Origin of the sequence: Pseudomonas sp. CFBP 13710 (assembly GCF_014842235.1) — a bacterium.
Taxonomy (GTDB): Bacteria; Pseudomonadota; Gammaproteobacteria; order Pseudomonadales; family Pseudomonadaceae; genus Aquipseudomonas; species Aquipseudomonas baltica.
In genome coordinates, this window is the sequence record NZ_JACYVJ010000011.1 from 58,440 (window position 1) to 79,578 (window position 21,139).

Genomic DNA, 21,139 nt, shown 5'->3' on the forward strand with positions numbered 1-21,139 from the left:
TCTGACCGGTATATGGGGTCGCAAATTCGCGCTTCAAGGGCTGACGACCAGCGGCTGAGCTTGGGCTTTCGAACGAAGCGATAAAAAACCCAGGCATCAGGCGAAAACGAGCTAAGGGCCAATATTGTCAGCCCAGTATAAAACACTGTATAAATAACCAGACATTCATGCCTGGGGGCGGTCTTATGCTGGTGCACCTGTCCGTACACAACTATGCCATCGTCGAACATCTCGACCTCGAACTCGAGCGCGGGATGAGCGTGATCACGGGCGAAACCGGCGCCGGCAAATCGATCATGCTCGATGCGCTGGGCCTGGCCCTGGGCGACCGCGCCGACAGCGGCGTGGTTCGGCCCGGAGCAGACAAGGCCGACATCCTTGCCACTTTCGATCTGGTCGATATCCCCGAGGCCAGCACGTGGCTCGCCGAGCGCGACCTGGAAACCGACGGCCCCTGCATCCTGCGCCGGGTGATCACGGCCAAGGGCGGTTCGCGTGGCTATATCAACGGCACCCCCTGCCCGCTCGGCGACCTCAAGTCGCTGGGTGAGCTGCTGATCGATATCCATAGCCAGCACGAGCACCAGTCGCTGCTCAAGACCGATACCCATCGCCGCCTGCTGGATGAATACGCCGGTGCCAGCGATCTGGCCCGGCAGGTGCACCTGGCTGCGCAGAAATGGCGCCAGACCCGCCAGGAACTCGAGCGCCTGTCGGACTCCGGTGACGAACAGCGCGCACGTCACCAGTTGCTCAGCTACCAGCTGGAAGAGCTGGAGAACCTCGGGCTGGGCGAGAACGAGCTGGAGCAGCTGGAACAGGAACACAAAAACCTGACCAACGCCGAAGCCTTGTTCGGCATCTGCCGCCAGGTCATCGACCATTGCAGCGAAAACGATTCGGGCAACGTGCTCAGCGCGCTGACCGCCAGCCTGAATCGCCTGGGCGGCGTCAGCAATGCTCCGAACGCGTTGGGCGAAGCGGCCTCGATGCTGGCAACGGCGCAGATCCAGGTGGAAGAAGCCGTGGGCGAACTCAATCGCTTCCTCGACCACTTCGAAGCCGATCCGGCGCGCTTGCAGCATATCGAGGAGCGCCTCGACACCATCTATACCCTGGCGCGCAAACACCGCGTCCACCCGACCGAAGTGGTCGCGCTGCAACACCGCTTGCTCGAAGAGCTGGAAGGGTTGAACGCCAGCGACGAGTCAATCGAGCAGCTGGGTGAAGAGCTGGCGGCCTATGCACGCCACTACCAGGAAAAAGCCGGTGAGCTGACCGGACTGCGCACCCATGCCGCGGCGCAACTGGCGGCCGCAGTGGAGGTGGAAATCCAGCGCCTGGGCATGCCCGGTGGGCGCTTCACCATCGAGCTGCGCGCCAATGCCCACGAGGACTTGCACCCCAATGGTCTGGAGCAGGTCGAGCTGTTGGTCAGCGCCAACCCCGGCCAGCCGATGAAACCCTTGGCCAAGGTGGCCTCGGGTGGCGAGCTGTCGCGGATCAGCCTGGCAATCCAGGTGATCACGGCGCAGACCTCGCGGGTTCCGACGCTGGTGTTCGACGAAGTGGACGTGGGCATCGGTGGCCCAACAGCCGAGATCGTCGGGCAGTTGCTGCGACGCCTGGGTGAGCGTGGGCAAGTGCTGACCGTGACTCACCTGCCGCAGGTGGCGGCGCAGGGGCACCATCACCTGTTCGTGCACAAGGTGCGCGGCAGTGACGAGACGCGCACGGCAGTGTCGAACCTGGGCAAGGGTGAGCGCGTGGAAGAGGTGGCGCGGATGCTGGGTGGGATTGACCTGACCAAGGAATCGCTGGCACATGCGAAGAAGATGGTTGTTACCGCCAAGGGGTGATGGTGGCCAGGCGGGCCTCTTCGCGGGCAGAGGGCTCGCCGCCCGCCCCGCTCCCACAAGGCTGGCACTGACCGGTGGGAGCGGGGCTCTGCCCGCGAAGAGGCCTTGACTGACTCACCCCCAACAAAAAAGGCGACCCTAGGGTCGCCTTTTTGCATCACTCCTGAAGTTACTTTGGCTTGCGCACGTACAGCACCAGGTTGTGATCCACCAGCTCGTAACCATGCTCGCTGACGATTTCCTTCTGGCGGCGCTCGATCTCGTGGTCGGTAAACTCGATCACATCACCCGAGTCGACATCGACCATGTGGTCGTGGTGCTCGCCGTCTGCCAATTCGAACACGGCATGGCCGCCATCGAAGTTGTGACGTGCTACCAGACCCGCCGCTTCGAATTGGGTCAGAACACGGTAAACCGTGGCCAGTCCCACATCTTCGCCCGCTTCCATCAGCGCCTTGTAGACTTCCTCGGCGCTCATGTGGCGTTGCTGTGCCGACTCCAGCATTTGCAGAATCTTGACCCGTGGAAGGGTCACCTTGAGGCCGGCTTTACGCAGTTCGCTATTATCAACCATGGTCAGCTTTCTCAACGATGCGGCTTCGCAGCATCTCTTAATACGGGTATGATCGGGGTTTACGTTGTCCCAGCCAAGATAGTGGAAGTCGCCCACCGATGCAAAACACCAAGCACTTGCTAACCAGCCTCACCTTCGTGGGACTGCTCGCACTCGCCGGTTGTTCATTCCCCGGGGTTTACAAAATCGACATCCAGCAGGGCAATGTCGTCACACAGGACATGATAGACCAGTTACGGCCCGGAATGACCCGTCGGCAAGTAAGGTTTATCATGGGCAACCCCCTGTTGGTCGACACGTTTCACGCCAATCGCTGGGATTACCTGTACAGCCTGCAGCCAGGCGGCGGCGAACGCCAGCAGGAACGCATGAGTGTCATGTTCAACGGCAACGACCAATTGGTCGGCCTCTCTGGCGATTTCATGCCGGGCGTCAGCAGGGACCAGGCAATTCTGGGCAGCGACACCGACACCACCGCTACGCCCCAGCAGGGCGAGCCGCAGAAGGCCGAAGAGCCACCCAAGCCTGGCTCGATGCTCGACGACATCCAGCGCGACGTGGACGGCGTGAAGACCGTCCCCGTCCCGGCACCCCAGCCGCTGGACGTTTCGCCGCAGTAAGCAGGCGGTACGAAAAAAGCCCGGTCATGCCGGGCTTTTTCATGGGCGAAGGAAAGTTATCTCAACGAGGCTTGCGCGCTTGCGCCGCCTTGGCCGCGCGCAATCGTCGCACCTCTTTCGGGTCCGCGAGCAACGGCCGGTAGAGTTCGATGCGGTCACCGGATTGCAGCACGTGCTCGGCGGGCGAATCCAGCAGCTTGGCGAAGATGCCTACCGGGCACTGACTGAAATTCACACCTGGGAAGCGCTGGGCAATGCCTGACATCTCGATCGCCTGGGCGACGGTTGTGCCCTCAGGCACTTTCAGCCCGATCAATGCCTGATCATCGACCGCGGCATACGCCACTTCGATGTCGATCAGGTGCTCAACCATGCAGTTGCTTGGCGCGCTGGCAGAAGGCATCCACCAAGGTGTTGGCAGCCTGATTGAACAGCGGACCCAAGGTTGCGCGAATGATCGGGCCGGCGTAGTCGAAGGACAGGTCCAGGCTGATCTTGCAGGCCTTCTCGCCCAGCGGCTTGAACACCCACACTCCGTGCAACTGGTTGAACGGACCTTCTTCCAGGTTCATTTCAATGGAGCTACCGGGCACCAAGGTATTGCGGGTCACGAAATGCTGACTCAGCCCACCCTTGGCAATGTCCAGGTTGGCGCGCATCAGGGTGTCGGTTTCTTCAAGGATGGTGGTGGACGAACACCAAGGCAGAAACTCGGGGTAGCGGGACACGTCGTTGACCAGGTCATACAGGGCCTGAGCAGGGTAAGGCAGCAGGGCCGAGCGTTGAATATGGGTAGTCATGCGGGCGTCACTTCCAAAGCTGGGCGGCGGACGCGAGAATCCGCGTCGGCCGAACGACGCCAACGGCGCCTTGAAAATAAGGTAGGCATGCCAGCAGACAGGGGGCACGCCAACGAAATCACGGGGCTTCTTTGTCGACAGCGGCAAAGCGCAGGCTATCCATAAAGATCAGGTATTGTCCGGTATTCATTGCAAGCGCTCAAGCGCATAGCAATACCGTAGCCGAGAGCGCAACGACTGCCTATAATGCGCGCCCTATGGCCAAATTAAAGAAACACCCTACAGGGACCATCGCGCAGAACAAGAAAGCGCGACACGATTACTTCATCGAACACCGTTTCGAGGCTGGCTTGGTCCTGGCCGGTTGGGAAGTAAAAAGCCTGCGTGCCGGCAAGGCGCAACTGGTGGACAGCTACGTGCTGCTCAAGGACGGCGAAGCCTGGCTGATGGGTAGCCACTTCACCCCCCTGACCACCGCCAGCACCCATGTGATCGCCGACCCGACGCGTACCCGCAAACTGCTGCTCAACCGCCGCGAGCTGGAAAAGCTGTTCGCCCAGGTTCAGCAGAAGGGCTATGCCTGCGTGGCCTTGTCGATCTACTGGAGCAAGCACTTGATCAAGTGCGAAATCGCTCTGGGCAAGGGCAAGAAGGAATACGACAAGCGCGATACCGAGCGCGAACGCGATTCCAACCGCGAGCTGCAGCGTGCCGTGCGCAACAAGGGCAAGGAAGACTGATTCCTTCCCCTTGCAGCGCCAGCTTTGCCGCATTTACCGGCTTGATTACTGCAAGCTGCTGCGACGCTGTGCGCGAGCGGTGCGTTGCACTGTCTGCCGTGCCTCGTCGAGCACGCCCTGCACGTAAGTGATATGCAGGCTGGCCAATTCACGTGCCTGCTCTGCCTGACCGCTCACGATGGCCTGAAACAGCTGGCGATGCTGCGCGATCAACTTGTCTCGGGTTTCCCCGCTGTGCCGGTGCATGCCACCGATGTTCACCACCATGTTGCGCTTGAGCATGTCGAACAGCCCTCGCACGGTGTGCAGCAACACCGCGTTGTGACTGGCTTCGGCAATGGCCAGATGGAAGTTGGCATCGGCCACACCCTCCTCTTCCCGCGTGGCGTCCTCGACTCGGCGGTAACAATCTTCCAGGACATCCATCGCCTGCCTCAATCGATCGCGATCGATCTCGGTGGCGCGTTGCGCTGCATAGAAGGCGCACGACGCCTCCAGGGTATGGCGAAACTCGAGCAGGTCGCGCTGGCTTTCCGGATTGCTTTCCAGCAACGCTAACAGCGGATCGCTGAAGGTCGAGCCGATCGTGTGGCAGACATAATTGCCCCCGCCCTGACGGCTGACCAGCATGCCCTTGGCCACCAGCTTCTGGATGGCTTCACGCAAGGAAGGCCGCGACACACCAAACTGCTCGGCCAGCGCCCGCTCGGCCGGCAAACGCTCGCCTGCCCTCAGCGTGCCCTCGAGAATCATGGCCTCCAGGCGCTCGACGATGCCGTCGGACAAACGCCGCTGACGGACTTGCTCAATACCCATGGGTGGCTCCAACACACGATTGCCTTGGCCGCACTCGACCAAAGTCATAGACAAGGAAATTGACAGCCTCACGGCTGCGTCCTAACCTGACCGGAACTTATTGTAAATTGGTATTACCAATTTCTGCAATACAGCGCCGTAGCGCCAAGCCTTCCAAAAAAAACAAGGGGCCTCAGTCTATGCAAACCTGGCAGCAGATCTACAACCCGCTCGGCAGCCTCGGGCTATCCGCCCTGGTAGCCGTCATACCCATCGTGTTCTTCTTCCTGGCGCTGGCCGTATTCCGCATGAAGGGGCACGTCGCCGGCAGCATCACCCTGGCGCTGTCCATCGTGCTGGCGATCTTCGCCTACGGCATGCCGGCCGACATGGCACTGGCGGCCGCCGGCTACGGCTTCATGTACGGGCTGTGGCCGATTGCCTGGATCATCGTGGCTGCCGTGTTCCTGTACAAGCTCACGGTCAAGAGCGGCCAGTTCGAGATCATCCGCAGCTCGGTGCTGTCGATCACCGACGACCAACGCCTGCAGGTATTGCTGATCGGCTTCTGCTTCGGCGCCTTCCTGGAAGGTGCCGCAGGCTTCGGCGCGCCGGTCGCCATCACCGCGGCCCTGCTGGTGGGCCTGGGCTTCAACCCGCTGTACGCGGCAGGCCTTTGCCTGATCGCCAACACCGCACCTGTCGCTTTCGGCGCATTGGGTATCCCGATCATCGTCGCGGGCCAGGTGACCGGCATCGACCCGTTCAAGATCGGCGCCATGACCGGCCGCCAGCTGCCGCTGCTGTCGTTGATCGTACCGTTCTGGCTGGTGTTCATTATGGACGGCCTGCGCGGCGTCCGGGAGACCTGGCCGGCGGCACTGGTTGCAGGCCTGAGCTTCGCCATCGTGCAGTACCTGACCTCCAACTTCATCGGCCCGGAACTGCCCGACATCACCTCGGCGCTGACCAGCATCGTCTGCCTGACGCTGTTCCTGAAAGTGTGGCAGCCCAAGCGCAGCGCCAGCATTGATCAAGTGGCCGTGAGCGGTGGTGCTGCCGTAATGAGTGGCGGGCCTGCGGGCAAAACGTCTGCGGTCGGCGGCTCCACACCAACGCCCTACAGCCTGGGAGAGATCCTCAAGGCGTGGTCGCCGTTCCTGATCCTGACCGTGCTGGTCACCATCTGGACCCTGAAGCCATTCAAAGCCATGTTCGCCCCGGGCGGCGCCATGTACAACTTCGTGTTCAATTTCGCCATTCCGCACCTCGACCAACTGGTACTGAAGACCGCGCCCATCGTCGCCACCGCAACGCCAATGCCCGCCGTGTTCAAGTTCGACCCGATCTCGGCCACCGGCACAGCGATCCTGTTCGCCGCGATCATCTCGATGATGGTGCTGCGCATCGACATCAAGACCGCACTGAAGACCTTCGGTGAAACCCTGTTCGAACTGCGCTGGCCAATCCTGTCCATCGGCATGGTGCTGGCGTTCGCCTTCGTCACCAACTTCTCGGGCATGTCATCGACCATGGCGCTGATCCTGGCCGGCACCGGTTCCGCGTTCCCGTTCTTCTCGCCGTTCCTGGGTTGGCTAGGCGTGTTCCTGACCGGCTCGGACACCTCGTCCAACGCCCTGTTCGGCTCGCTGCAAGCCACCACCGCGCACCAACTGGGCGTCAGCGACGTACTGATGGTGGCCGCCAACTCCAGCGGCGGCGTGACCGGCAAGATGATCTCGCCGCAGTCCATCGCCGTGGCCTGCGCTGCCACCGGCCTGGTGGGCCGCGAGTCCGACCTGCTGCGTTTCACGCTCAAGCACAGCTTGTTGTTCGCCACCATCATCGGCTTGATCACCCTGGCGCAGGCATACTGGTTCACCGGCATGCTGGTGCACTGATCCCTGGCCGATATGCGTCCAACACACCCAACCTGGGGGCGATGTCGCCCCCTTTTGGTGCTAACTGAATTTATTTACATCCGCACACGTTTTCGACAGAACCCCTGCAAAAGGGCGAAGTCCATTCATCAGGCCCGCAAGCAATTGGGCTATTTCTGACTGCGGACGCCGATCCTACCGAGGAGCGCCGAGTCCACCTTGAGTAAGGAGATTCTTATGAAGCGTACCTATCTGTCCGGCCTGATCGTAGCCTCCGCCCTGATCGCATCCCCTGTGTTCGCCGCTGACGACCTGTGCGAAGTGAACATGCAGAAGCTGAACGACGCCAAGACCACTTCGATGCAGCTCGGCGACCCTGCCAAGAGCCAATACGACGACGCGTACAAAGCTGCCATGGCCGCCCACGCTGCCAAGGACGAAAAAGCCTGCATCTCGCACTCCACCGATGCCATGAACATCCTGATGGATGCTCAGAAAAGCAAAGGCTGATCGCCAAGCCAACCATGGGGTTGGCCTGACGCCGCAAAATGACGTAGACTACGTCTCCCCTGCCTAACCGCAGGGACTGGGGCCGATTAGGATTCGACGCCGGTTGCGAAACTCTAGGTGCATGCCGACTTGGTAACAGAAGTCGTAAATCAACTGTTGCAACTTTCTATAGTTGCCAATGACGAAACCTACGAGGGCCAAGCTCTCGCTGCCTAACGGTAGCTGAGCCGCTCTTCTGGCTACTTCGGTGCCAGCGATCATCAGGGGATGCCTGTAAACCCAAAGTGATCGTCACGCAGAACAGGATCGTCGTGTAGCACGCTGTGGGCAAAGCGACTAAAACTTACACAGCTCGTCCAATGCACCCTGCCAGTCGGGCGGCTGCGGATTAACTCAGTAGACACGGCTAAGCATGTAGTACCGACAGCGGAGTACTGGCGGACGGGGGTTCAAATCCCCCCGGCTCCACCAAATCTGCAGAAGAGGACGTCTTAGGGCGTCTTTTTTTGTGTCTGGAATCCAGTAAATACGGGGGCTTCAGGGCCATCAGGATCCGTCGGCGTCCATTGACATCTATGCAGATGTATATTCCAAGTGGTATTCCAAGCTCCCAGCTGGGGATTTTTGGAATACACAAACAGCATTGGAATACACCATGAGCGCCCAAGCCACGCGCCTCTCAGACCTTAAAGTCAAAGCCGCCAAGCCTAAGGAAAAGGTCTACACATTGACTGATGGCAACGGCCTTCAAATGCGAGTGAGAACCAATGCTCAAAGCTGTAGAATTTCAACTATGTCCATCCCGTAACCAAAAAGCGGATCAACATGGGACTAGGCACTTTTCCCGAAGTGAGCCTGGCTCAAGCGCGAAAACGGACTGTTGAGGCCAGGGAGCTTTTCGCCCAAGGACTAAATCTAAAAAAGCATCGCGATACTGATCGCCAGCTAAAAAAAGCCGCGGCAGAACACACGTTTCAAAACGTGGCGACCGCATGGTTTGAATTAAAGAAAGACTCAGTGACAACTGCCTACGCTGAGGATATTTGGCGCTCGCTCACGCTCCACATCTTCCCAGACCTAGGCTCAACTCCGATTTTCGCAATCAGCGCTCCCAAGGTTATCAGTCTGCTCAGACCTCTTGAGACTAAAGGTAGTTTGAAGACTGTTAAACGTCTGACCCAGCGCCTCAACGAGATCATGACTTACGGGGTGAATTACGGGCTCATCCATGCCAATCCACTTATCGGGATTCGCTCGGTTTTTAAGAAACCAAAAAAGAAAAATATGGCAGCGCTGCCTCCCGATGAGCTGAACGAGCTCATGGTGGCAATTGCTAATGCCAGCATCAAAAGAACAACCCGATGCCTAATCGAATGGCAACTTCACACTATGACCCGACCAGCAGAGGCCGCCACCACGCGGTGGGCTAGCATCGATTTCGGGAAGAAGATCTGGACGATCCCAGCGGAACGCATGAAGAAACGTCGCGCGCACATCATCCCGCTAACGGACCAAGCCTTGGCACTGCTGGAGGCGATCAAACCCTATAGTGGACACCGTGAGTACGTCTTCCCTGCAGACCGCAATCCTCGTACCCACTGCAACAGCCAGACCGCCAACATGGCGCTGAAGCGCATGGGCTTCGAGGGTCGCCTGGTAAGCCATGGCATGCGATCAATGGCAAGTACCATCCTGAACGAGACAGGCTGGGATCCGGAGCTGATAGAGGTAGCGCGTGCCCATGTCGACAAGGACGAGGTTCGTAGCGCGTACAACCGAGCAGACTATATCGAACGCAGACGTCCCATGATGACGTGGTGGAGTGAACACATTCAGGAAGCTGCTACCGGTAACCTCTCTATCTCAGCCCTGACGGAAAATCTAGACAGAAAAGTGGTTTCGATACGCTGATCAAAAGGTTATAACCGGTCAGAAGCAGTGGCACGATTACCCCAGATAATCCAAAAACGGTACTGCAGGCGCCGATGCATTCGCTGCAGCATCACTTGAACAGCGGACCGCGGCACCTGATTCAATACGGGCTGAAACTCAACCAACCGGTTGCCGCGGGATGGCTGACCCAGGACGCATTCTGGCTGGTCAGCAAGACGGTCACGGACAAGATTGCAGTCTCAATCGATTGAGGGTACTACCCCTCCGTAAGCGCTCCACATCAGGTAGCCGCTGATGCATTCGAGCAGGCGTAACGGTACTTCCTGCGCACGGCTAACGCTGTAGTCGAAGAGGACAACGGGTTTCTCCGGCGGGCCACCGCTTTGCACCCACATCCAGAATTGGGCCGTGGGATCTCGCCCAGGTTCATGCAATACCTAGAGCCGGGGTTCGTCGCAATGCAGCACCGGGTAGTCCAGCAACTGCTCGCGCATGAGGTTGAGAAAGGGCTGTAGCCGCCCGCCAGACTGGATCATCCAGCGCGCCAGGGTCTGGGATGCCATCACGGCTGAGCATCTTCTCGAAACGATACAGCGGGATGCCATCGGCGTACTTGGTGGTCAGCAGCATGGCCTGCACGCTCGGGCTGGCCAGGCTTTTCTCGATCAGTTGGGCTGGCTTGTCTGCGGTGACCGGGGCTGTTTCGCAGGCCTTGCAGGCGTAGGTTTTACGGATATGGCGGATCACCCGCACCTGCATCGGGATGATCTCCAACTGCTCGCTGGTCTCTTCGCCGATCACCTGCTTGCAGGTGCCGCAGGCACAGGTGCGCTCGTGCTCGGGCAGTTCATGGACGATTTCAACACGCGGCATCCCGGCTGGAAGGGGCGTGCGCTTGCCACGTCGTTTCACTGGGGCGGCGACTGCTTCGACCCCGGTCTCACTCGATCCGCCAGCAGGCTCACTAGAAAATGCTCGTGAAGTATCAAACGCCCCATCGGACAACCTAGGCCAGGTTTTCCTGAGTTGGATCAAGCTGGGCATCCTAAGCCATAAGCTAATCCTCAATGACAGCAAGGTGAAAATCCACGAGGTGTACGGTACCGTGCTCTTGATCACACCCGGAATATTCGAACGTTATGCTCACGAGTTTCCGGATATCTCTCAGAGGGCTGTTCAAGTGATGGAGGAATAGCGCTGGGAGCAGAAGCGGCTCGAAAAACTGAACGTCCATAGAAAGCACGGCGACAGATTGAGTGTATGGAGCTATCAGCTTGAAGGTGCTTGAGAGAAAGCAAAAACTAAAGGTTTTCTGTTAAAGACCGCCGCACTGTTATTTGACACTGTACCTACCGATACCCGGTCCTTAAAACCGAAAAAGTTTAATTTTCCGTAGCACTCCATCTACTCGACTGTGCGAGCACTCGCAACTAAACTGCTCTGCTATCACACGCCGATGGATCAAGCGTTCTACGTGGAACTAGCGTCAGTGGGCCTGAGATTTCGACCCAGTTAAACACAGATTGCTAGCCTCCAGTGAACGCGTGCTTATAAGCCCGCACTGTACAGCTCGCTATTTGGCTATCACAACCGGCAGAAATAAACGAGCTATTGTTGGCGGTGCCTGCACCATGCGTTGGATTGAATTGGCCAGCAGGAGTCTTGAACCATACGAACGCCGCACTATGCCATCAATTATATCCAGAATCACCACCACCCTGATACGATGTAAGCACATCAATGACATAACCTTACAGCAGTATCCGAAACTGACCTATATTTTAAAGTGAAGTGGTGACTCATCGTAAATAATCACTAGTGGACGGTCGTAATGTTTACCTCTGCCCAAGGAAAAACATAAAGTGCGGAATCAATGGTACATTCACGCTCGGTAAACTCATTCAAATAAATAAGTTTACCCACACCATCAATCAATGACGGCTCCTTATTTTTTTCGAGACTAAATTCAACACTTACACCTTTTTGGAACAACGAAGCAATTTTAGAATATTTTTTTGGAACTTCCTGCGCCGCAAAATGAGTACGTAAGGCATCGCCAAACCAAGAATTAAACTCCTCAGTAAAAACTATCTTTTTCTCATTTAGCTTGTTACCAGCAAGACGGACTGCTGATACAAATTTAGACGGAGGAGCTGCAAGTCTAAAGAAATCGTTACCCACTTTAAAATTAAATACAGCGGCAAGGGGAATGGAGAAAGACGGATCCACAGGTACGCCAACTCGCCCTAGGATTCTTAATGCAGACTCCTTCAGCTCATGGCAAAACAGCTCATTCATACGAGCCTTACGAAGATATATCGACGTGTTTCGCAGTAAACCGAAAGGTATTGTGATGATATCTTTGGGATTCCAATTTATCACTTGATACTTTTCACCCATTGGCGTTTCGATACGCAATACATGCTTATTTTCACCAAAAACATATTTCTGATCAAACAAATCTGCCAAACGTGGAGCAGAGTGAACAACAGTCCCACGCACACAAGTAACCTGGTATTCATCAGAATAACATCTGATAAGATCACATGCTGGCGATATTACCAATAGAAGTTGGTCACTATCATTAAACGAGCTAGTATTAGTTAACCCTTTATCGCTACTCAGGTGTATGTCTCGCCAACTTTTTACGCCGCCGCGCCGGGAGGCAGCACGCTTACGCAAACTTGACATTTTGAAAGGACGCTCTTGGATTTTTGGATATGCCTGGTAAACATCACCAAAATGAACCTTTTGAAATTGACCTTGCGGACCAGTATGGGAAAAGGCTATCTCCGAATACAGCTTGAACAGTAATGAGCGCGGCTCTAGGAGCCCGGAGAACGGCGTGAGCTTGATATCGTTCACACCCTGCCCCGCCAGAGATAACAAGTTGGAGTTTCGAATTTTCGCTGATAGCGCTTCTGAAAACAACCAGCCTAGGTACTCAGCATAGCTCTCTTCTTCTTTATAAAGACGCATGCTATTTAAAATCGAGAGATCATAAAGCTCTAAGTCCACGATGTCCCGCATCAGACTTTCTGAAGAGGCTTTAATAGCGCTACCAAAAGCAGCCAAAAATATTTCAACTTTCGCGACGTCTTGATACAACTCTGCTCTCGAAAGAAATTCAGTTCTCATCCAGTCTTCTTGAAACGACTCTTTACGCACTGCGCGAAAAAGTGCCTCTCTTAAGCTGGTGATCTGTCTAAACCGCTCAACAATTGGTTTATCAGGTAACTGCGAAGACATCAAATATACAAAACGAGGGCTTCCATCCGGAGTCACTTTACTCGAAAGTAAGTCTTTATGACGTTCGATGTTGCGTAGCATTTCTTCAGAAGAGCCGGCAGCTAGGTAAAAATCTAAAAAAACTAAACGGCAGCTTCGAATTTCGTCAGCGGCTGCCTCCACAGAACTGAAGCGCTTAACTACAAGGCCAAGCTCATTTTCCAAATAGTTAACTAGCGGCTTTAATGGTGCGATTAGCATACCCACATCAGCGAGTAGCTGACGAAACATAATCTCCAAATAAGGATGTTTGCTAGTAAAGTCCCCCTGATAATAACTCCATGCGGCTCGAACAGCGTCTTCATGTTCAAATAAATTCTCTAACCCCAAATCTGGAAATTCGGAGAAAACATCCTTCTTCAACTCCTCCCATCTATGCTCGGCCAACACGACTTCAAAGAACTCGGAGAAATCAGCTCCATCGATCATGGTTAGATCGACATCTCTGTAGCCATCATCGACTATGACCACTTTATCCGTAAAGCCTCGATGCAACCCCGTGACACCCATTATTCCTTCCCTTGTTTAAACTTCAATACAAAAGAGTTATACTTACCTTGATTTTTCGTACCCAACACCAACTCAGCCTCATTATAAGAAGCTAAGCGCTGAGAAATAAACAATCCCAATCCACGACCTTCGCTGGAGGGCTTCGACGTCACAAATGGATCAAAGATACTATCTGAAATGCTATCCGGTACACCCGGCCCATTATCTGTGAAGGTGACCGTCCGAGCCTCCGCGTTTATAACGATAGAGATTTTGGGTGGCGATTCGCGACTAAAACGGTGCTTAAGCCAGTAAAATGAATTGCTAAATAAGTTATCCAATATTTGCAAGACCTGACCTTGCTCGATGTGGACCTTTAATGGTACGTCATTTATGACATCAATAGAAAACTCTATACCGTGCCTTTCGATCTTATTTTCATGCATCTCGTACAACAAGGCGCTAACATCCTCTATATCACACCATTTCTTGGTTTGCCTGCCAGGTATACTTAACATATCAAGCACACGCACACGCTTATTGAGAGTTTTAAGCTGCGCCTGCAAAAACCTCTTAGTTGAATCGTTATTAATATCTTGTTTCTTAGACAGCAACTCTAGGGCATCTCCAGTCACCCTCGCTAGCTCATGCGAAATAAATTCCACTTGAAGTCCAACCCCAGCCAGATGAACGTACTGTTCCATATCTGCGTCATGGTTCTTTATGGTAATCTTGGCGCGCTCCCAAGCGTCTTGAATATCTCCCAACTGAAATCTTATACTTTCAATAGTTTCGCTTTCTTGCGGAACCCTGGACTGCAAATCCTTAAGACTTTTTAGAGCAATTTTCTGCGAGTCATTTAGCCTTTGCTCAAGTTCGTCCACAGTCTCCGTGGTATCTGCCTTATGCTCTTTGTCTATTTTTTCTAAATAACGTCGACACTCTGTAATAAAAACATGACGCAACAACCGACGAAGTGCTTCTTTCTCAGGTGTATCTCTGAATCCCTCACGGTTGGTCTGATCGTGAAGCTCGGGATTACTTTCCTTACCAATGTTCAAATATCCGATGATTTGAGCACGGTTAAGTTTGTACTGGGAAGCTGAAAGAGCATTCCGGTCTAGATCAAGCCAGTCATCAGCCGCGCCCCCGTAAGGATAGACTCTAAAACCATCGCGATAAACAAGTAGTCCCCCACTCCATAATCGGACGAATCGTTCCAACCCGCCGCTCCACAACTCGCTATTTTCTTTTCTAATCCTCCCACGATTGAACCACCAGAACTTTACTTCAAAAGGACCAAGTGTTTTAAGCGCATTTTCAATAATCTCATTAGACATGATAAGGCTACTCGCCTTACCCTTCTTTGCCTGTTCTCTTACACATGCAGCCAGATGATCACCGGTGAATGTATGTACTCGTTGCGCTCCGTAGCGCTTATACTCGACAAATACCGACAATTCCCACGAGTCTAGTGGATTAGCATTTTTTACACCATCCAACTTCTTGAAGGATGCTGTGCAAACTGCGTCTGCATGGCCTAACTTCATCTTTTCAAAAAAAGCGAGTTGAACTTTTTGCGCTTGAAAATTAAATCGAAAATATGTATTAAAAAAGTTTGAATCAAACGGATTGGCCATCTTAGCCATATCTGTATTAACCAGCGTGTTTATCTTCTCCTGCGTCCAATCCGATTGCAGATCTCTGATTACCAGTGTCGTACCGCTAAAATCGCTGGTCTGCTTTTGAGAGCCCACATAAGGCTCGTAGTCCAATGCATCTGCGTCTAAATTAGGATCATCAAAAATCTTTCGCCAGTCCAGTTGTAGACAGTTCCAATTAGGCTCCTCACTGACTGCGGTTTTTAGAAAAACATAATGCCCTAGCCGCATTGCGGATAGACGCCCAATACCTTTCTCACCCAAAATAGGATCGTTTTTAGAGGCATCCGAGCCAAAGCGTTTACGGCTGGAACGCTCGATTACACGCATCGGAGTTCCAACTGTCAAATAATACTTATGCAGTGCATCGATAGTCATTCCGTGACCGCAATCTTTGATCACTATCTTATTGGAATTAAAAAATGCTTTGGATAAGTTCCGTCTCGCGGCCCGCACTGTGGCGGGTTCGCCCAGATCCGCATAAAATTTGCTTTTTGCCTCTTCAGCCGCATCGACCTCAATCAACCGGTCGACACCTGATTTAAATTGTGAAATTAGCTCTTCAACCGGAAAATCACTGTCGAGAATCTCGTTGAGCTCATTAAAGGCTGAGCGTTGCAACACGATAAAAAAAGAAACCTCCACATGTGGCGAACCAGCGTCAATTGCATTCTTCACCAATTCATAAAGCGCTACAGCATCAGAACTAATCAGCTCCGCGCCAAGCTCAAGTAACACTCTAGCTTTAAATGTAATGGCCACTTACTTCATCCTTTATTCAAAGCTGGCACACCAAACAGCCCTGATCATCATCGTCTTCAAGGCTTTCTGCGGAATCGTGATCCGAAAACACAGCGATAAGCGTCGAGTTATCTTTACGTTGCGCTTGTCGCTCTACGCGCAACGCATGATCACGTTTGATCTGAGCCATGCGCCCCGGCTGCTCAAGCTCGGCGAGACTTTCGCCTTGACTCCAAGTAAAGAAATTCCCCGTTTTCTCAAATGGCACTTCGTACTCTTTTGCCTTCTCGTATAGATCGGGATGAGTCTCTTTCAATTTCACCCATTCGATTTTTTGCTGATAGAAGCAAAAATAGCAACCTGATCGAGTCCGGCCCCATTTCGTATATGGGGGCATCCCGACGCCCGATACTCTAAGAATTTCTTCGATGTCGCGCAGAATCAACCCGTCCTCCTGGAAGGGGTAGACAGCTTTGATATTCGTCTTATGGCTGATGTAGCCCGTACGATTTTCATCTGCACGGAGCCCAACATAATTGATGATCGGTTGATCACCACAAAAATCCTCAAACGGCTTCAGCTTGAGCATTTTCGTGCACCAACGACGATGATTGGAAGGAATCATTCCTCCATACATGTCATACCAATGGTCAAAGCCAAGGTCAGCGTTCAGCCGATGCAGTGGTTTCCCGAGGTAGTTTTCCAGGCGCTGCAAATAGTCGTAAGTCTCTGGCAGCTCTTTACCGGTATCGCTAAAGATGTACTCCATCTCTGGCACACGATCTCGCATGTAAATAGCTAACGCGGCGCTGTCCTTACCACCAGAGAGGCTAAGGATGTGTCTAACCTGCGGTTCGTTGCTCATCGCTCAACTCTTTCTCATCGTGTTCTGTGGAGCCCTGCTGCAGTTGGAGCAAAGCTTGAGCAAGGGCTGAAGCGGCTAAATTCAAATTGCCACCCGCTTGCTTAGTGAGAGTTTTTAGCAGGCCATTGGCCATAATCTTCGTTTCGGGGTCGGAGGTCAACAGCATCGCTGCTTCCTCGCCACTTGGAAGTGTCAATGTCACCCCGACGAAGCGTTGCGCCTGTCGCTCGAATTCGCCTTTACGCATTGCGACTCTAAGCCATCGTTTATAGCGGCCACATAGCTCAAGCACGGCTTCTGCAAACATCGGTGCATCACTGTCTTTCCAGATATCTAATGGCCTGTGAACGACTACACTCGCAATGGAATCCATCCACTTGTCGTCGGTCAGCGTGATATCAGAACAGCGCATGATGAAAGCTTTAAGATCTACCTCAGCAAGGGATTGCGCAGTATCAGCGCACTCCTCTTGGAGCTGCGATCGAAGAGCCTTAAGAGGGCCTGTGATCTCAAAAGCTTCAGCCATGGAAAGGCTAACCTCGTCCTGCAACCGTCGGTACGCCATACCAAGCTCAGTAAGGCTTTTCGCCAGTAGATCGGGGAAACTATTACCGTCCTTACCTTTCCCAGCCATCACCATACGTGGCATATCGATGGCGAGCAACGAAACCGGATCGGTTGCTCTTTTGATTACGTCACGAAGGGCTTTGGTTTGGTTTGTAAGCCGCAGTGTTTCTTGCGAATACTGCGGAAGACGCCCGTACCAGCGGATCAACTCCCGCGCGGCATCCAGGTAAGATGCATTCAACCCCAATTGCACACCTACCGCTCCAAGTGCCTTTGCGTAATCTTTGATCAGGTCTTTGCGCTCTGCCGCAATATCGAAGCGGCGGAAGCTAAAGGTGTGAGGGCTTCTGAACATCCGTTGCTGATGATCGGAGGTCAGCTCCAAGATCAGACTTCCTCGTTCAAAAATCGCGCATGATTCTTTGTTAATCAGAAGGTAAACCATGAACCACACGCTAGCCGGTCCATTTCGAACCCCTAGTGGCGGTAGAGCTAAGCTAGAAATAACCTCAGCAAAAGTGACCTGCCCATCAATCATCAGTTGCTTATCAAGCTCTGCCCAAATTTTACGTATACCGGCAGGGGAATCACCGTTTGGTGCGCTTAACAACCAACGCTTGCCAGCCCCTTTACGATGCAGTCCAGTGGATTGAAGCAGAGAGCTGTAGAGCAATCGCTCGGGTGGGAAGTCGACGATACCGAGCAACTCTGAATCAACTGTTTTATCCAGCAGATCAAATAGACGCTGACGAGCTGCATTGATAGCAGACGACGGCTTATCCTTGTTGATCAACTCATTAATGATAACCGGAGCCGCTTTGTAAACCTTATCGAACAACCAAGAGGCTGCTTGGCTAAGGTTCATTGCGCCACTTTCGGCAATCACCTTTCCTCCGTGCCAGTACTCCATACCGGACGATCCTTTAGCTTGCCGGTTGAGCAACGCCAAGACCAGTCGACTGACACACTCACGTGCCGTGCTGAACCTCAATTCGACATAGCGCTCAGTCCAAGGATCCAAATGGCGACGCTTGACCTGGTCATGAACCATCAGCCAGCGGGAATATTCAATCAGAGCATTACGCTCATCCCGACCGACTTTGACAATTGCAGTGAGCGATAAAACATCCTTGGTAGAGCGAGCCACCTCTTCAGCAGCATCAACTAAAGGAGAAGACTCAGCATCTACAAATATCAGCCCAACACTGCCATCATGGCGACCATGAGTACCGATGGTTTGCTTAATTTTATCCGACGTGCCCGCAGTCACTTTTACCGTGCGGATTGTTCCCGTCTGCTGATAGTGACGACTTGCTATAACGCTTCTTTCAGATAGGGCTTGTGAAACGCCATTAAACATCAGTTCATCAGCCGAGCGCTGCATAGTTTGCTCGTATAAAGCCTCGACGTTGATAGCGTGACTAACGGCAAAACCATAATCATCACTCGCATGACGATGTACCAGGATCGCTTTGGCAGCTAGCTCACTCAAAGCTTCGGAGATAGCTTTAAGATCCTCCCCCGTAACAAATCTGAGGAGTTCAACGGTCAATGCGACATGGAGGACTTGAGCAACCAGTTCAATGACGGCAATCGACTTGAGCAAGTCAAGCTGCAGTGCCGTCATCTCCGCGTCATTTCGCTCTACAACAGCACGAGCGAAGTCCCAACGCCGCTCAGCCTCAAGATCACGAAAGCGAAGCCCTACCCCCGTCGTGAGGTAATCAAAAAGCTCGCTCATTCCATACCAAGAAGAATGATCGAGGACATGGTGCTCTGCAAAGTCTCTAAGCGCTCCGGATTCATATCCACGCATAAATGCGTGGAATGAACGCTCACTCTGGCCAAATCGCTTAGAGATGACCGCTAAACAAGCCAGCGCTGCTGGGTGCAATGGATACAAGCGCTCGGCTTGAGAGAACAGCTCACTTTCACCAGTCCCCTGGAAAAAGTTAAAATCAATCGCTTGCTTGTAGATGCAACGGGCATCTTTTTTCAGGGCAACTGACTCAGTAATAGTTGCATCGGCGCCTAGGGCATGACGGGCGAAATGGGCATACCGCTCGACCGGCTCATCAAATGGCACTTCATCGAAACGTGCAGAGACCTTGTGCCACTCATCGGAGAGGGTGCGACCGACACCTTTAGCATAAGCATCAAAATGCTGGTGCAGCATTGATATGACTAAAAGACCTTCATCCGTGGGGTGCGACGCGACTTCAGCGATTTGCTGCAAAGACATCAAATCACCGGCTTCCGGGTTTAGAGCTGCGTGTTCAATGAATTTACCAAGCTCGTCAATAAGTAATAGAACACCACAACACTTAGCATCCTTGGTGATTAAAACAAAATCACTTAGCAACCTACTTGTTGCCGCGTTGAGGGGTATATCACGATAGGTTTGAGCCTTCCTATCCAACTGGCGCTTCAACTCAGCGGCAAGCTTGCTTTTTGGAAGGTGCTCGAGTGCCTCAAGAATAGACTGTGCTAACGCATCACCCAACGATATACGCGAACCGCTTATTGCCAGTGCAAAGCGGTTTTGCGCCTGAGGGAAAAGCTCGACGACTTCATTGGAGGCCTCAGCGAGTTGTTCGTAAATTGCCTGAGAGCTTTTTTGCCCTTCTAATAAACGAGCGAGCAGCAACCCTAACGCCGATTTGCCACTACCGTAGGGTCCCATGATTTTCCAGGCGCGTTGCGCGCTTCCCGACTTCAGCGCTCCGCCAATCTGGCGAAGCACTGCCAGGACCGCAGGAGTGATCAGATAACTATCGAGCGAGTCTTGTGACCTCAAATCCCTAGCCAGCGAAATGGAGCGCAGAAATTTGGAATCCAACTCAAGGTGATTTATCAGTAGGTCAGACATTCAATTCTTCTCCTGCGCCCAGCAAGCAATCAGCCCAAACAGGCGATAGAGTTTTATCCAAAGTGATTTGCTGGGTATCAGCCGTATCAATAAATCGCACCACACCACCAAACTCTTTTTCTATACCTTCGATCAAGCTACCTACTTGAAAGTTATCCAACCTAAACACACTGCCGGGGCTGAATTCACCATGCACAATCTGGTTGAGACTGAGAGAGTTGGCATCCTGACGTTGGAAGTAATCGATCAAGGAAAAAAGAAAAACTCGCGGAGACAGACCTAAGGGAGCATTCCGACCTACTAGGTAAACGGTTTTACCATCGTCAGCAGTGACCTCTTCAAAAAGCCCCAAATCCTGCAATGGGCACCACGAGGTATCGTCCCCTGCTGACTCTTCGCGCTTATACGAATGAAGGAAAATGCTCGCGTGTTGCTCAAGGGTCGAAACTGCTAGCTTTTTATTACTGGCTAGCGCCTGTCGCTCGAGCCCCGTGATGAGTTCCTTTCGATCAAAACGTGAATAAGTCGCGCTCCCGAAGACCAGATTCCAAACCGCAATCTCCGCGTGGGACGAGATCCACCAGTGGAGTAACCAGAGCGACTCAGGCTGCTCGAGATACGGATCCCAACCGGCTTTTGATAGCAGCAAACGTCCAATGGGACCAGATTGCAGACCCGCAGCATCACGACCGCTGACAATCCCGAACGCTTCGCCCCAAAACTGTATTGACTTGACCATGTTGCGGCCGATACCCAACGTAATTGTCGCTTGGGCTTCATCTTTCAGAGCCAGAGAATTACTGACAATTGCTTGGTGTAGCTTTGGCAGCCATCCGTAACGGCAGACGAAGGACTCATGACCTGAGAAGCGCTCATCTCGTCGTTGCATGCTTGACATTACCCCTTCCTCCCTGAAGCCATTTTCGCCGCAGCGGCTGGAGCTGCTGGAGCTGCTGGAGCTGCTGGAGCTGCTGGCTCGATAATGATT

General features: G+C 53.4%; 15 protein-coding genes, 1 other RNA gene and 3 pseudogenes. 9 read left to right on the forward strand and 10 right to left on the reverse strand.

All coding sequences use genetic code 11. From position 1 onward, the window contains the following. The first annotated feature begins 185 nt into the window (after positions 1-185). Entirely contained in the window at positions 186-1,859 is a 1,674-nt protein-coding gene (recN, locus tag IFT44_RS18550) for a DNA repair protein RecN (protein WP_122480199.1), read from the forward strand. A 169-nt stretch (positions 1,860-2,028) separates the two neighbouring features. Here recN and fur read toward each other — a convergent pair whose 3' ends face one another. Next, a complete protein-coding gene (fur, locus tag IFT44_RS18555; RefSeq protein WP_122480200.1) occupies positions 2,029-2,433 on the reverse strand; it encodes a ferric iron uptake transcriptional regulator in 405 nt (134 codons plus the stop codon). Between the two features lie 98 nt (positions 2,434-2,531). Here fur and IFT44_RS18560 point away from each other — a divergent pair, with 98 nt between their 5' ends. Beyond that, positions 2,532-3,053 carry an outer membrane protein assembly factor BamE gene (locus IFT44_RS18560; protein ID WP_122480201.1) on the forward strand — a complete coding sequence of 174 codons (522 nt, stop codon included), beginning with the start codon at positions 2,532-2,534 and terminating at the stop codon, positions 3,051-3,053. A 61-nt stretch (positions 3,054-3,114) separates the two neighbouring features. Here the strand turns inward: IFT44_RS18560 and IFT44_RS18565 are convergent, their stop codons facing one another. Further along, complete coding sequence (locus tag IFT44_RS18565; RefSeq protein WP_192176369.1) at positions 3,115-3,426, reverse strand: RnfH family protein; 312 nt, start codon at positions 3,424-3,426, stop codon at positions 3,115-3,117. Next, the gene (locus IFT44_RS18570; protein ID WP_122480203.1) at positions 3,419-3,853 is read right to left on the reverse strand and encodes a type II toxin-antitoxin system RatA family toxin; all 435 of its coding nucleotides are present in this window, start codon (positions 3,851-3,853) and stop codon (positions 3,419-3,421) included. The genes IFT44_RS18565 and IFT44_RS18570 overlap by 8 nt, the downstream gene beginning before the upstream one ends. 257 nt (positions 3,854-4,110) lie before the next feature. Between IFT44_RS18570 and smpB the strand changes: the two genes are divergently transcribed. Then, entirely contained in the window at positions 4,111-4,593 is a 483-nt protein-coding gene (gene smpB, locus IFT44_RS18575) for an SsrA-binding protein SmpB (protein ID WP_043190812.1), read from the forward strand. Between the two features lie 45 nt (positions 4,594-4,638). Here smpB and IFT44_RS18580 read toward each other — a convergent pair whose 3' ends face one another. After that, the gene (locus tag IFT44_RS18580) at positions 4,639-5,409 is read right to left on the reverse strand and encodes a GntR family transcriptional regulator (protein ID WP_192176370.1); all 771 of its coding nucleotides are present in this window, start codon (positions 5,407-5,409) and stop codon (positions 4,639-4,641) included. Positions 5,410-5,588: 179 nt separating this feature from the next. On the opposite strand from IFT44_RS18580, the gene IFT44_RS18585 reads away from it, so the two are divergent. The 5 genes and pseudogenes from IFT44_RS18585 to IFT44_RS18605 all read left to right on the forward strand — a co-directional run. Then, entirely contained in the window at positions 5,589-7,289 is a 1,701-nt protein-coding gene (locus tag IFT44_RS18585) for a lactate permease LctP family transporter (RefSeq protein ID WP_192176371.1), read from the forward strand. A 216-nt stretch (positions 7,290-7,505) separates the two neighbouring features. Then, the gene (locus IFT44_RS18590) at positions 7,506-7,778 is read left to right on the forward strand and encodes a hypothetical protein (protein WP_122480206.1); all 273 of its coding nucleotides are present in this window, start codon (positions 7,506-7,508) and stop codon (positions 7,776-7,778) included. A 78-nt stretch (positions 7,779-7,856) separates the two neighbouring features. Continuing rightward, positions 7,857-8,249, forward strand: a transfer-messenger RNA (tmRNA) gene (gene ssrA / locus IFT44_RS18595). Positions 8,250-8,433: 184 nt separating this feature from the next. Next, positions 8,434-9,689: pseudogene (locus IFT44_RS18600) on the forward strand (integrase domain-containing protein). A gap of 47 nt (positions 9,690-9,736) precedes the next feature. Further along, a pseudogene (locus tag IFT44_RS18605) lies at positions 9,737-9,904 on the forward strand (TraI domain-containing protein); the annotation flags it as partial. A 27-nt stretch (positions 9,905-9,931) separates the two neighbouring features. On the opposite strand, the pseudogene tnpC reads toward IFT44_RS18605, so the two are convergent. Continuing rightward, positions 9,932-10,601 (reverse strand): annotated as a pseudogene (gene tnpC, locus IFT44_RS21255) (IS66 family transposase); the annotation flags it as partial. On the opposite strand from tnpC, the gene IFT44_RS21435 reads away from it, so the two are divergent. After that, complete coding sequence (locus IFT44_RS21435) at positions 10,561-10,866, forward strand: conjugal transfer nickase/helicase domain-containing protein (protein WP_446730964.1); 306 nt, start codon at positions 10,561-10,563, stop codon at positions 10,864-10,866. The pseudogene tnpC and the gene IFT44_RS21435 sit on opposite strands and share 41 nt — an antisense overlap. A gap of 620 nt (positions 10,867-11,486) precedes the next feature. On the opposite strand, the gene IFT44_RS18620 is transcribed toward IFT44_RS21435, so the two are convergent. From IFT44_RS18620 to IFT44_RS18640, 5 genes are read right to left on the reverse strand one after another with little or no spacing between them, the layout of a single operon-like run. Further along, positions 11,487-13,469, reverse strand: a complete 1,983-nt coding sequence (locus tag IFT44_RS18620) for a hypothetical protein (RefSeq protein ID WP_192176372.1) — start codon at positions 13,467-13,469, stop codon at positions 11,487-11,489. Next, positions 13,469-15,871 carry an ATP-binding protein gene (locus tag IFT44_RS18625; protein ID WP_192176373.1) on the reverse strand — a complete coding sequence of 801 codons (2,403 nt, stop codon included), beginning with the start codon at positions 15,869-15,871 and terminating at the stop codon, positions 13,469-13,471. The genes IFT44_RS18620 and IFT44_RS18625 overlap by 1 nt, the downstream gene beginning before the upstream one ends. Positions 15,872-15,887: 16 nt before the next feature. Continuing rightward, the gene (locus tag IFT44_RS18630; RefSeq protein WP_192176374.1) at positions 15,888-16,715 is read right to left on the reverse strand and encodes a phosphoadenosine phosphosulfate reductase family protein; all 828 of its coding nucleotides are present in this window, start codon (positions 16,713-16,715) and stop codon (positions 15,888-15,890) included. Beyond that, positions 16,693-20,151: a hypothetical protein gene (locus tag IFT44_RS18635; RefSeq protein WP_192176375.1), complete on the reverse strand. Its 3,459-nt coding sequence runs from the start codon at positions 20,149-20,151 to the stop codon at positions 16,693-16,695. The genes IFT44_RS18630 and IFT44_RS18635 overlap by 23 nt, the downstream gene beginning before the upstream one ends. Next, positions 20,144-21,049 (reverse strand): DUF4007 family protein, encoded by a 906-nt coding sequence (locus tag IFT44_RS18640; protein ID WP_192176376.1) that lies wholly within the window; start codon positions 21,047-21,049, stop codon positions 20,144-20,146. The genes IFT44_RS18635 and IFT44_RS18640 overlap by 8 nt, the downstream gene beginning before the upstream one ends. Positions 21,050-21,139 lie beyond the last annotated feature (90 nt).